Origin of the sequence: Mycobacterium sp. D16Q13 (genome assembly GCF_002013375.1) — a bacterium.
Lineage (GTDB): Bacteria > Actinomycetota > Actinomycetes > Mycobacteriales > Mycobacteriaceae > Mycobacterium.
Window position 1 is genome coordinate 261,191 of the sequence record NZ_MAEW01000010.1, and the last position, 13,770, is coordinate 274,960.

Annotated in this window: 7 protein-coding genes; all 7 read right to left on the minus strand. The window is 64.3% G+C overall.

Annotated features, from left to right (window positions below; all coding sequences use genetic code 11):
- Nucleotides 1-28 precede the first annotated feature (28 nt).
- Nucleotides 29-1,579 carry an acyl-CoA carboxylase subunit beta gene (locus tag B4400_RS12330; RefSeq protein ID WP_078311334.1) on the minus strand — a complete coding sequence of 517 codons (1,551 nt, stop codon included), beginning with the start codon at nucleotides 1,577-1,579 and terminating at the stop codon, nucleotides 29-31.
- A gap of 2 nt (nucleotides 1,580-1,581) precedes the next feature.
- Nucleotides 1,582-6,822, minus strand: a complete 5,241-nt coding sequence (gene pks13, locus B4400_RS12335; RefSeq protein WP_502688396.1) for a polyketide synthase Pks13 — start codon at nucleotides 6,820-6,822, stop codon at nucleotides 1,582-1,584.
- 150 nt (nucleotides 6,823-6,972) lie between these two features.
- On the minus strand, nucleotides 6,973-8,877 hold the full coding sequence (fadD32, locus tag B4400_RS12340) for a long-chain-fatty-acid--AMP ligase FadD32 (protein WP_078311336.1): 1,905 nt from the start codon (nucleotides 8,875-8,877) through the stop codon (nucleotides 6,973-6,975).
- Between the two features lie 288 nt (nucleotides 8,878-9,165).
- Nucleotides 9,166-10,176 (minus strand): carboxylesterase Culp6, encoded by a 1,011-nt coding sequence (culp6, locus tag B4400_RS12345; RefSeq protein ID WP_078311337.1) that lies wholly within the window; start codon nucleotides 10,174-10,176, stop codon nucleotides 9,166-9,168.
- Nucleotides 10,177-10,390: 214 nt separating this feature from the next.
- Nucleotides 10,391-11,371, minus strand: coding sequence for an alpha/beta hydrolase (locus B4400_RS12350; protein ID WP_078311338.1), 981 nt, complete (start codon nucleotides 11,369-11,371; stop codon nucleotides 10,391-10,393).
- Nucleotides 11,372-11,593: 222 nt separating this feature from the next.
- Complete coding sequence (locus tag B4400_RS12355) at nucleotides 11,594-12,574, minus strand: esterase family protein (RefSeq protein ID WP_078311339.1); 981 nt, start codon at nucleotides 12,572-12,574, stop codon at nucleotides 11,594-11,596.
- A gap of 160 nt (nucleotides 12,575-12,734) precedes the next feature.
- Complete coding sequence (locus B4400_RS12360) at nucleotides 12,735-13,709, minus strand: alpha/beta hydrolase (protein ID WP_078311340.1); 975 nt, start codon at nucleotides 13,707-13,709, stop codon at nucleotides 12,735-12,737.
- Nucleotides 13,710-13,770: the final 61 nt, after the last annotated feature.

Genomic DNA, 13,770 nt, shown 5'->3' on the forward strand with positions numbered 1-13,770 from the left:
CGCGCGGGGGCCTTCTGGCGATGAATCGTTAGATCGGGGTGAGACCGTGCTTGCGCTGGACACGGGCGATCTGCTTATCCCGCAATAGCTTCAGCGACTGACGCAGCAGCAGCCGAGTCTGATGCGGCTCGATCACGCCATCGATGTAGCCCCGCTCGGCGGCGATCCAGGGCGTAGCCAGGTTCTTGTTGTAGCCCTCGATGAAGTCGGCTCGAATCTTCTGCACCTCGGGCGCGGTCGGGTCGGGGAATCGCTTGACCAGCAGCTGCGCCGCCCCTTCGGCACCGATCACCGCGATACGTGCGGTCGGCCAGGCGAAGTTCAGGTCGGCAGAGAGCTGCTTGGAGCCCATGACCGCGTACCCGCCGCCGTAGGCCTTACGGGTAATGATCGTCACCTTGGGCACATCGGCCTCCACCACGGCATTGAAGAACCTACCGCCGCGCTTGATGACGCCGTTGGTCTCCTCTTCCACACCCGGCATGGCTCCCGGGGTGTCGACGACGAACACCAGGGGAAGATTGAACGAGTCGCAGAACCGGATGAAACCGGCCGCCTTGTCGGAGGCCTCATTGCCCACCGCGCCAGACATGTGCATCGGCTGATTGGCGATGACGCCGACCGGGCTCCCGTCGACGCGGGCGAACGCGGTGATCATGGATGGGCTGCGCTGGTCGGCGATCTCGAAGACGTCACCGTCGTCGAAAATCCGCAACAGAACCTCGTGCATGTCGTAGCCCTGGTTATCGGCGTCCGGGATGATCGTGTCGAGGTACAGATCGTCCTCGGTGATCTCGGGCTCAAGTCCCGGGTTGACGACCGGCGGGTAGTCAAAGGTGTTGGAGGGCAAGAAACTCAAGTAATCGCGGACATACTGGTACGCGGCCGCCTCGTCCTCGACAACCTTGTGGATGTTGCCACGCTGGGCCTGTACATCCGCGCCACCGAGTTCGTCGAACGTGACATCCTCGCCGGTGACATCCTTGATGACGTCGGGCCCGGTGATGAACATGTAGCCCTGATCGCGGACCGCGACCACCAGGTCGGTCTGGATCGGTGAGTACACCGCACCGCCGGCACACTTCCCGAAGATCAACGAGATTTCCGGGACCATGCCGCGCAGCATCTCGTGACGACGCCCTAGCTCGGCGTACCAGGCCAAGGACGTGGCGGTGTCTTGAATGCGGGCACCCGCTGAGTCGTTGATACCGATCACCGGGCAGCCGTTGGTAGCCGCCCACTCCATGAGCTTGGCGACCTTGCGGCCGAACATCTCGCCGACGCTCCCCTGGTACACCGTTTGGTCGTGGGAGAACACCGCCACCGGACGATCGTCGATGCGGCCCAGGCCGGTCACCACACCGTCGGTGTACGGCGCATTCGGATCACCAGGAGTACGCCCAAATGCGCCGAGCTCCAGAAAGCTGCCCTTGTCGAGCAGGGCGTGAATGCGGGCGCGCGCACTCGGGATGCCTTTGGCATCACGCTTGGCGATGGCCTTGGCGTCACCCGGCTCTTGCGTACGGGCAATCCGCTCACGCAGGTCGGCGACCTTCTCCGCAGTTGTATGTGGTGGCACGTCTAGCCTTCCTGGTTCTTCGCATTGATGGAGCGCAATGCCTGACTCATATGAGCACCGACCTTAGCGATGAACGGTTCGTCGATGATCTGGATGTGCTCCCCACCGACCGGAACCACCTCGAGATCAGAGACGAACTCGCCCCAGCCACCGTCGGGCTGGCGAGTCGCGTACGCGGGCTCGAACGTAATGGCGTCGTCGTGGTACCGGTCCGCCATGTACAGCGTCATATGGCCGTCGAACGGCACCGGCGTCGACGTGTCGATGGCCCGCTGGTCCAGGTAGGACGTGCGCTGGTGCTCGATGATCCCCCCGGGGATCTCCACGCCGGCCGCCTTGACCGCCTCCAGCACGAACCTGACCTGGCCCTCGTCGTCGAGCTCCTCCAGCTGCTCATACGGGATGGCCGGAATCTGCACGTTGAAGGTCTTCTGCGCAAAGGCCGCATACCGGTCCCAGCGCTTGCGGGTCTCCTCCGTGGTCGTCAGGATCGGCGTCCCGGGGCGCACCCCGTCGATATTGCCGACCCAGGCCACCTCGGCGCCGGCCTCCTTGAGGCCCACCGCACAGGCGTACGCCAACACCGCACCGAGTGACCACCCGGCGAGAATGAACGGACCCTTGTGCAGCTCAAGAAGCTTCGGCACGTACTGGGTCGCCCGCTCCTCGATGGTGCCCTCGACGCGCTCAAAACCGAACATCGGCGTGTCCTCGGGCAGACGCTTCAACAGCGGCTCGTAAACAACCGTCGACCCGCCCGCCGGATGGAACACGAAGACGGGGACCGTTGTCGAACCCTCCTGCCTGGGCTGCAGGGTCCGCACGAAGCCGTCGATCTTGCCGGCCTCCAATCGGCTGCGGACAACCTCACCGAGTGCCTCGATGGTCGGCGCGAGCTTGACCTCCTCGGCGCCGATCTCACCATCGGCACGCTGCGAAAGGCGTTCTGCGAGTTTCTCGGCCGTCGCGTCGTCGATCTTGGGCAGCGCGTTGAAAATGCTGCCCGGCGACTCGCCGGTGACGATGGCCCACGTCGCGAAGGCGACACGTTCGGCCGCATCACGCGGTGGCACATCGGCATTCAGCGCCTCGGCGATGGCTTCCTGGTTCATCACGGCGGCAGCCTTGGCCAGTTCAGAGGTCTCCGCAGAGAGGGCCGGCTCCGCCGAGGGAACGCTGTCGGCGGCGGGCTCCGGCTCCGCGGCCTGCGGGGCGGCTTCCAGCGCCTTCTCAAGATCGGCCTTGGACAGTATGCCGCCGGTCGGCGCGGCCTCCTTGAATTCATCGGTCTGCTGGTAGTCGTGCAGCTCGTGCACGGCGTCGGGGTTCTCCAGCGCGTAGACAACCAGCCGCTCGACATCGAGCAGGTTGGCATCGCGCACGGCCTGCAGCTGGATGGGCGGCAGGTCGAAGTCGAACTCGACGCGGTTCTTGATGCGCACAGCCATCAAGGAATCCAGACCCAGCTCGATCAACGGCACCTCGCGCGGCACGTCCTCGGGCTCGTAGCCCATGGCCAGCGACACGATCGCGGCCAGACGCTCGATGACCGGCTCGCCGGACTCCTTGCTCCACTTCTTGAAATCGGCACCCGCACCCGCCCCGGAGAGCAGGTTGTCGTGAATCTCTTCGGGCACCTCGTCTTCCGCGACCGCGACCGCCAGGGCGGGGGCCGCCGTCACCGTCGCCGAACCGTTGGTGGCAACACCCGCGGCGGTCGCGAACGGCAGTGCGCCGCCCTGACCCGCACGGGACACCACCGCGTCGTAGACAAGGGTGAAGGATTCACCGATGCGGGCGTGCACCTGCACGGTGGCCCCACCGGGATGGCGAGACAGCGTGGTCACCAGCGTGGAACCTTCGCCCGGGATCGCCCGCTGCTCGGATGCGGTCAGCTGAGCATCCGGAAGTACCGTTACCGCAGCGGCTTTCACCAGCTCGGGGAGAAGAGCGGAAATACCGCTCACGTCGGATGTCGCCGGCGTTGCGGCTCCCAGAGTCCATTCCCACACATGCTTGCCGTCGGGCAGCGATACGTGCGTACCGGGGATCCGGGTCGCGCCATCAACACTGAAATGCGCGGGGAGCCAGTGTTCCTTGCGCTTGAACTCGGTCGGAGGAATCGGCGCGTAATCCGCCGACCTGGTCGCCGCGACGAACAGCGTCCGCGGATCCAGGCTATGGCCGTACACATAGAGCTGGGCCATGGTCTTGACCATGGACTCGACCTCGTCCTCTTTACGGGCGAGCGTCGCGATCAGCTGTGCGTCAGGCAGTCCGGATGACATGGTGGTGAGCCCAACCTGCATGAGCGCCACAGGATTCGGTGCCAGCTCCAGGAAAGTGGTGTATCCGGCGTCCACGGCGTTACGGGTGCCATGGGTGAAGTAGACCGAATGCCGCATTCCCTTCTTCCAGTAGTCGACATCGTGCACCGGGTCACCGCCGGGGCGAATGAACGTGCCCTCGTTCACCGTCGAGAAGATCCCGATCTTCGGGGTCATCGGCTCGATCCCCTGCAGTTCGGCGGCGAACTCGCCGAGCAGCGGGTCCATCTGCGAGGTATGGCCGGCACCCTTGGTCTGAAGCTTGCGGGCGAACTTGCCCTCAGCCTCGCAGCGCGCCACGATCGCGTCGACCTGCGCCGGCGGACCACCGATGACGGTCTGCGAGGGGGCGGCGTACACGCACACCTCCAGGTCGGGGAAGTCGGCGAACACCGTCCGAAGCTCGTCGGCCGAGTACTCGACCAGCGCCATCAGCCGGATGTAGTCACCGAACAGCATCGCCTCGCCCTCACCCATCAGGTGGGCACGCGAGCAGATGACGCGGGTGGCGTCAGCCAGCGACAGCCCCCCAGCGAAGTAGGCCGACGCGGGCTCGCCCAGCGACTGCCCGATCACCGCGGTGGGCTTGGCGCCATGGGCCTTGAGCACCTCACCCAGACCGATTTGGATCGCAAAGATGGCGATGTTGCTGGTTTCGATGCCGTACTCGTGCGAGTCGTCGAGGATCAACTCGACAACGGAGTAGCCCCGCTCGTCCTGCACGTACGCGTCGACCTTGTCGATCCACTCCGCGAAGATCGGATCGCGCAGGTACAGGCTCTTACCCATCTTGCGGTGCTGCGCACCGAAACCGGCCATCACCCAAACCGGACCGCTGGTGACGGGACCATCCACGGAGTAGACGTACGGCTTCTGCTTGCCTTCGGCGACGGCGCGCAGGCCCTTGATGGCCTCATCGAAATCGTGGGCCAACACCACGGCACGCGAGCGCCCGTGATTGCGCCGGGACAGCGATCGTCCGATGGACTCCAGCGAGTAGGACTGGCCCTCTTCGGATTCCATCCAGTCCGCCAGCGCGGCCGCGGCGGCCTTCTTGCGGGAGGACAGGAAGCCTGAGATAAAGAGCGGGACAACGGGAGTCACCGGCTCTTCGGCAGCGAGCTCGGCCAGCGCCTCCTCTTTGAGTCGCTTGGCCTCGTCGGTCAGTCCAGGCAGCTCGTGCGGCCCATCGGAGTACCCGCCGATGAACTCGCCGTACTCGTCAAAACGAGATGCGTCGAAATCGGTACCTTCTTCAGTATCCGCCTCTGCCGCAACATGTTTGCCGTTGACGTCGGAATTTTCGTCCACATCGGATTCGGACGGCTCACTGGGTTCCACCAGGTCGATCGGCAGCACCTCACGCACCACGATGTGGGCGTTGGCGCCACCGAAACCGAAGCCGGAAACACCGGCGATGGCGTGCCCGCTGTAGCGCGGCCAGTCGGAGACCTGGTCGACGACCTTCAAGTGAATCGCGTCGAAGTCGATGTACGGGTTGGGGCCGGTGTAGTTGATCGACGGCGGAACCTTGTTGTTCTGCAAGGCCAGCACGATCTTCGACAGGCTCGCGGCACCGGCCGCGGACTCCAGGTGCCCGAAGTTCGACTTAGCCGAGCCCAGCAGTGCCGGCTTATCGGCGTCGCGTCCACGGCCCACCACCCGGCCCAGGCCGTCGGCCTCGATCGGATCGCCGAGGATGGTGCCGGTGCCGTGCGCCTCGATGACGTCGACGGTGCGCGGATCGATACCGGCGTCCTTGTAGGCCTTGCGCAACACCTCGGCCTGGGCGTCGGGGTTTGGTGCGAGCAGACCATTGGACCGGCCATCGTGATTGACCGCGGACCCGGCGATGATCGCCATGATCGGGTCACCGTCGCGTCGCGCATCGGAGAGGCGCTTGAGCACCAGCATGCCGCCACCCTCGGAACGGCTGTAGCCGTTGGCATCCTGCGAGAAGGACTTGATGCGGCCATCCGGGGCGAGCACGCCGCCGACCTCGTCGAAACCGACCGTCACGAGCGGTGTGATGAGTGCGTTGACGCCACCGGCCAAGACGACATCGGCCTCACCGGAACGCAGGGCCTTCACGCCCTGATGCACCGCGACCAGCGAGGAGGAACATGCGGTGTCGACGGCAACACTCGGGCCGCGGAAGTCAAAGAAATACGAAACCCGGTTGGCGATAATCGAACTCGCATTTCCGGTGATGGCGTACGGGTGCATGACAGTGGGGTCGGCCACCGACAGGTAACCGTAGTCGTTGTTGGAGCTGCCGATGTAGACACCGACGCTGTCTCCCTTGAGGCTCGATGCCGGAATGCGCGCGTTCTCCAGCGCCTCCCAGGTGAGTTCGAGGGCCATCCGCTGCTGCGGATCGATATTGTCGGCCTCCATCTTGGAGAGCGTGAAGAACTCGGCGTCGAACCCCTTGATGTCCTTCAGGTATCCGCCGCGGGTGGCGGCTTGCGCAACGCGTTCGGCGATGCGCGGTTCACTGGTGAACTCTTCCCAGCGCCCCTCGGGCAGGTCGGTGATCGCGTCGCGGCCCTCCAGCAGCGCCTCCCACAGCTGCGCCGGGGTATTGACGTCACCGGGCAGGCGGGTGGCAAGACCGATCACCGCAATATCGAATTCGCCTGTGGCAGCCTTGGGATCGCGTGACCAGTCCTCGTCACCGGCGTCCGGCAACTCCGGCTCACCCTCGATGATGCGGGTGGCCAGTGACTCGATGGTGGGGTGCTGGAAGGCCACGGTGGCGGTCAGCGTGACCCCGGTGAGGTCTTCGATATCGGCCGCCATGGCCACGGCGTCACGCGAGGACAAGCCCATCTCCACCATGGGTGCCGACTCGTCGATGCGATCGGGGCTCACCCCGGTGGCCTTGGCGATCCAATTACGCAGCCACTCGCGCATCTCGGCGACAGTCAGCTCGGCGCCGCTGGTGGGTGCCGCCGCCTCTGGAGCCTCGGGCTCGGTCTCGATCTCTGGTGTCGAATCCTGTTGCGTATCAGTCATGTTCGAGCCCTCTCCGGGGTATCGCGTACGGACGACCGTGTGTAACGGTTACTGCCGGTCGTCGGGGAATGCGGTCTGCTGGTAGCCGCCGCGCAGGCTGCCATCCAGGTAGCTGGTCCGTGCGGCCCGGCGGGCGATCTTGCCGCTGGAGGTCCGCGCGATCGAGCCGGCCGGAACCAGCAGCACATCGCGCACCGTCACACCGTGGCGCACCGCGACTGCGGCGCGCACATCGTCACCCACCGCCTGGTTATCCGACTTGTGGGCGCCCACGCTGCGCTCGCCGATGACGACCAGCTGCTCGGAGGAGTCCTCCGGGTCATACTTCAAGCCCGCGTGCGGGTTGTCGAAGACGACCTGCGGCAGCTGGTTGGCCGGCACCGAGAAGGCGGCGACGTATCCCGGGCGCAGCGCCTTGTTCGCCTCCTGCGCGGTGTACTCGATGTCCTGCGGGTAGTGGTTACGGCCGTCCACGATGATGAGGTCCTTGACGCGGCCGGTGATGTACAGCTCGCCATCCACCCACACTCCGAGGTCACCGGTGTTGAGCCAGATGGCGTCGTCCGATACACCCTCGGCATGTGATTCGGCGATCCGCGACTTGAGGGTGTTCTGGAACGCCTCGCGCGTTTCCTCCGGGCGGCCCCAGTAGCCGGAGCCAATGTTGTTGCCGTGCAACCAGATCTCGCCGATCTGGCCGTCGGGCAGTTCGGAGGCGGTCTCACCGTCCACGATGACGCCCCACTCGTCGCGGGCCATCCGTCCGCTGGACACCTGCGTCACCGAGTTTTCGGCGCCCGGCTCCACTTCGACGATGCGCCCGGCATTCAGCTCGGTGCGATCCACGTGCAGCACGCGCGCCCTATCCGTGTTCCAGATGGTCGAGGTGACGAACAGCGTGGCCTCGGCCATGCCGTAGGACGGGTGGATGGCCTTGGGATCGAAGCCATACGGCTCAAAGGCATCGCAGAACTTCTTGAGCGAGGCCGTGGACACCGGCTCGGATCCGTTGATGATCGAGTAGACGTTCGAGAGGTCCAGCGGTGGCTCGCCCTCCTTGGGTACGCCGCGCATCGCGCAATGCTCGAAGGCGAAGTTCGGCAAGGCCGAATAGGTGCCGGCGCGGTCATCACCCTGGACCCCCATTTCCCGCAGCCAGCGGATGGGCCGACGGATGAACGCCGCCGGGCTCATCACCGTCATGTGCCGACCGATCATGGACGGCACCATCACCGTGATCAGGCCCATGTCGTGGAAGAACGGCAGCCAGGTGGTCCCGCGATGACTACCGTCACCTTCTTTTGCCGACAACGCGTCGATCAGCTGCAGCAGGTTGGTGGCAAGTGACAGGTGGGTGATCTGCACACCGGCCGGCGCGCGGGTGGAACCAGAGGTGTACTGCAGGTAGGCGATGGTGTCCTTGGTGGCCACGGGCTCCACCCACGTCGACCCCACGTCATTCGGGATGGCGTCGACGGCGATCACGCGGGGGCGCTCCTTGGGCGGACGATTCCGGAAGAACCTACGCACGCCCTCGGCGCACTCGGTGGTCGTCAGCACCGCGGACGGCTGGCAGTCGTCGAGCACCGCGTGCAGGCGGCCCGCATGGCCGGCCTCGCTGGGGTCGAACAGCGGCACCGCGATGGCACCGGCATATAGAGCTCCATAATGCGCGACCAGATAGTCGAGGCTCTGCGGCGCCAGGATGGCGACACGGTCGCCCGGCTTGGTCACCTGTTGCAGACGGGCCGCCACGGCACGGTTGCGCGCACCGAACTCCGACCAGGTGATGTCGATATACGCGCCGTCACGCTCGGTGGAGAAGTCGAGGAACCGGTACGCCAGGCTGTCGCCCTGCGACTCTGCCCAACCTTCGACGTGACGAACAATGCTCCCGTCTTCGGGGAACTTGATGTGGCCCGCCGAGTCGAGGAACGGGTTGTCGAACGCCATTGTGCTTTTCTCCTCTGACGGTGCATGGTGCGCGTTTCGCGGGCCTGAAGCATTCGCGAGCACGCGTCATCGCGAACGTCAAATCCTCGATGATGGTACCGAGAGGCATTCGCGTACTACGGCAGCTCAGGCGGCCATTCGCGACGAGGTTATCGGTCGGCGTCGGCCAGCCAAAATCCCGCGACCCAACGAACGGCTTACAGTCTTATTTTTCTCTTAATCTTAGGCGAGCGTACCGTGCCCGCCAAATATCTCGTCGCCCTGTTGCGAAGATGACATCGAGGCCCGTCAGCCGTGCTTCGGATGGGGTGCCTTCTCGATGAGCCCCTCAGCCCAGTTGGTGGTCCATACCGTCGCCGGCTGACCATCGATCTGCCAAAACTCCGGCGTGGCGTACAGCGCATGTACGGGTGCACCCGCGCCGCCGGACAGAATATCCAGCGTCTTGCCCAGGTTGGAGATGTTGAAGGCGTCCGGCGGCGCCGCGCAGATCAGATCACCGGTACCGCAGATTTGATTAGTGCGGTCGCTGAGCTCACCGAATCCGCCGGGACGCGGACCCGACATCTTCAGACCGAACGAATCCAGCACTCCCAGATCGCCCAGAGTGACCTCGGCACCCTGCCCGGGCGGGTTGGGTCCCGGCGACAGCCCGACCCCGTCCTGACGGCGGCCGTCTGCGATCAATGTCACGCCGAGCACCAGGTCCTGATCAACCGGTCCCTCGCCGTTTCCGATCTGGTTGGCGATGTCACCGGCGATCACCGCACCTTGCGAGAAACCAATCAGAACGTAGCTGGTGAGCGGGCACCGGTCGTACATCTCGGTCAGCTGCTTGACCGCGCGGTCCGTACCTTCCTTGCGGCTGTCGTTGTAGGACATCTGGTTGTCATTGGCGAACGGGTTGTGAAACTGGGCGGTGTACGGCACCGTCCACGTCTCCAACCGGGCCTTGTCGAACTTCTCGGTGATCGGCCGCGAGACGTTAAGCAGCAGCGAGCGCGGGAACTGCGTGGGATTGAGCGGATCCTCGGTGACCGACGACTCCCACGTGCCGGGGATGATGAGCGTCTGCACATCGGGGCAGTCGGCGCTCTGGAAGGCCGGCCGGGGTTTCTGGCCAGGCCGTGTCAACGGCGGTGTCGTCGTCGTCACCTGCCCCGCGGGCGGCGTGACGTCGTCAGGCCGGCGGACGATGACAACGACGATAGCGATCACCAGGATGACGACGACGGCCACGGCCAGCGCCGCCGCCAAACCGAGAATCCGGTGTCGTTTACTACTCGAGGTCTTGGGCATGTGTCTCCTGGCCGTTCGTGACGTGCGGTCTCGCAGCTTGCTCCACGGTACCGGGAGCCCCGGGCGAGGCTACCGAACCGATGCCATCCGCACCTGCGCAAATGATCGTCACAGCACAGAATTCGTTACGCGATTGTGGCCGTCGGTCGTCTCCCGAAACGACGAAGGCGGCGACCACCGAAGTGGCCGCCGCCTTCGCGATTGTCAGTGATGCTCAGTGGCTGCCCAGGTAGGCGACCATGTCAGACTTCATGGCCTTGAGCTGGTTGCCCCAGTAGGTCCAGTTGTGCAGACCACCCGGGGGGAACTCCACGTGGGCGTTCTTGCCACCGGCTGCGGTGTAGGCATCGACGTACTGCTTGTTGATGCCGATCGCCATGCCCTCAAGGAATCCACCGGTGAAGTTCTCGAAGCCGTTACGCGTGGCGTCGAGGTCGGTGGCGTCGCCGCTACCGCAGTAGATCCACAGGCGGGTGCCGTTGGCCACGGTCTTGTCGATGTTCAGGAACGGGTCGTTGCGAACCCAGGCCGGATCGCTATCCGGTCCCCACATGTCCTGCGCACTGAAGCCACCGGCGTCGCCCATGGCCATACCGACCTGCCCCTTCATGTCTGCGGGGTGCAGGAAGCCGGACAGCGCGCCGGCGTAGACGAACTGCTGCGGGTGGTAGTTGGCCAGCGTGATGGCGGATGCGCCACCCATGGACAGACCGACGACAGCGTTACCGGTCTTGGACACACCGTTGTTGGCCGCCAGGTATGCGGGCAGCTCCTGGGTCAGGAAGGTCTCCCACTTGTAGGTGAAGACGCCGTCCTTGCCCTTGGCGGGCTGGTACCAGTCGGTGTACCAGCTGGACTGGCCGCCGACGGGCATGACCATGGAGAGGCCGGACTGGTAGTAGTCCTCGAACGCCGTGGTCTCGATGTCCCAGCCGTTGAAGTCGTCGCGCGCACGCAGACCATCAAGCAGGTAGACGGCCTTAGCGCCGCCACCCTGGAACTGGATCTTGATGTCGCGGCCCATGGAGGCCGACGGAACCTGTAGATCCACAACCGGGAGACCCGGCCGCGAGAACGCGTTCGCAACTGCTGAACCACCGGTAACACCGATGAGTCCGGGCAGAACAGCAGCTGCCGCAGCGGCGACAGCAAGTCGACGCGCGGTCACACCGCGCAAGTTTGAAAAGAGCTTCATTACCTCAGTATCCCGTCTGCTTCAGTCGGCGTTACATGTCAGGCCGACAGACATCCTGTGGGGTCCCCGAGGTAGTCAACCACATCAGGAGGGCTGTCAACACATCCCGGCGCGGATGTTGGCCCTCCGCAACCAGACCGATGTGTTCCTGAGACACAGTCCGGCGAAGACAAAAAGAGCGGTGGCCACCTGGGTGGCCACCGCTCTTTTGACTGCTTATGCCTAGTGGCTCTGCAGGTAGGCAACCATGTCGGACTTCATGGCCCGCAACTGCTGGCCCCAGTAGGTCCAGTTGTGGATACCGCCCGGAGGAAACTCGACGTGGGCGTTCTTGCCGCCGGCGGCGGTGTAGGCCTCGACGAACTTCTTGTTCGAACCGATGGCCATGCCCTCCAGGAATCCACCGGTGAAGTTCTCGAAGCCGTTACGGCTGGCGTCGAGATCGGTGGAGTCGCCGGTACCGCAGTACAGCCACAGGCGAGTGCCGTTGTCGATGATCTTCTGGATGTTCAGGAACGGGTCATTGCGCTGCCAGGCCGGATCGCTGTCCGGGCCCCACATATCGGAGGCACTGAAGCCACCGGCGTCACCCATGGCCATACCGATCTGGAACTTCATGTCCGACGGGTTCAGGAAGCCCGAGAGCGCACCCGCGTAGATGAACAGCTGCGGGTGGTAGATCGACAGGGTCAGCGCGGCAGAGGCGCCCATCGACAGACCGACGACTGCGTTACCGGTCTGCGAGATGCCCTTGTTGGCAGCCAGGTAGGCCGGAAGTTCCTGAGTGGTGAAGGTTTCCCACTTGTAGGTCCAGACGCCATCCTTGCCCTTGGCCGGGTTGTACCAGTCCGTGTAGAAGCTGGACTGACCGCCGACAGGCATGACCATGGAGATACCGGACTGGTAGTAGTCCTCGAACGCCGTGGTCTCGATGTCCCAACCGCTGAAGTCATCGCGCGCACGCAGACCATCCAGCAGGTAGACGGCCTTGGTACCGCCCGGCTGGAACTGGACCTTGATTTCGCGGCCCATCGACGCCGACGGCACCTGCAGGTACTCGACCGGAAGCCCGGGACGCGAGAACGCGCCCGCAATCGCCGAGCCACCGGTAACGCCGACAAGACCCGGCAGCACGGCTGCGGCCGTTGCCACTACAGCCAGTCGACGCGCGGTAACACCACGCATCTTCGAAAAGAGCTTCATTTACTTCGTTTTCCCATCTGTTTCAATCGATTTCCCACGCGCAGGCCAACGGATTTGATGGACGCCCGTCGCACGTTCGCGCGGTAGTCAACCACATCCCTGGACCTGTCAGCATCATCACTACGTGCGCCTGCGGACCTTCTCAAGGTGCCCCGAGACCCTAGCCATTGAGCGTGGCAATCAGATCACCCTTGAGGGCCTGCAGTTGCTGTCCCCAATACGGCCAGGAGTGATTCCCGGACGAGGGGAAGACAAATGTGGCGTTGCTGCCGCCGGCGGCGGCATACGCCTGCTGGAACCTCTTGTTGCCGCTGACAGCCAGCGACTCCAAGCTGCTCGCGCTCAGGGCGACACCGGCATCGCCGTTTTCGTCGATCGGTGTCGAGCCACCAGGAGCGCAATAGATGTAGAGGCGGGTTCCGGCCGCGACCAGCCCCTGGACCTGCACGGTGGGATCATTGCGCCGCCACGCCGGATCCCACGGCGGGCCCCACATGTTGTCGACGCTGTAGCTGCCGGCGTCGAGCATCGCGACCCGAATCGCGTTGGTCATGAAAATGGTTGAGGGATTGAGGAATCCCGAGAGCGAGCCCGCGAATCTGAACTGTGCAGGGTGGTAGGCAGCCAGGATCAGCGCCGCGCCGCCACTCATCGACAGTCCCACGACACCATTGCCGGTGGCCGATATTTGCTTGTTGGTGGCGAGGTAAACGGGCAGCTCTTGTGTGAGGAATGTTTCCCATTTGTACGTGTACGGCTGCTTGTTGAGCGCAGACGGCGAATACCAGTCGCTGTAGAAACTCGACTGGCCGCCCACAGGCATGACCACCGAAATTCCCGACTGATAGAACCACTCGAATGCCCCGGTGTTGATATCCCAGCCGTTGAAGTCGTCCTGAGCGCGAAGGCCGTCAAGCAGGTAGACCGCCTTGGGTCCCCCACCCATGAACTCGACTCGGATATTGCGCCCCATCGAATTGGAGTAGACGTCCAGGTACTCGACCGGAAGTCCCTCACGCGAAAAGGCATGCGCCGTAGCCGGACTGATCGCCAAACCCGCAGCCATCGCCAAGGGCATCACAACCGCCGCTAACAGGGCCGTCAGCACGCGGCGGGCTCTCACGCGCACGCTCATCTGGGATCCATCCGTTTCATTGGGGAAGTCACAACTGTCACTTCTGTAACGCAACATTGCG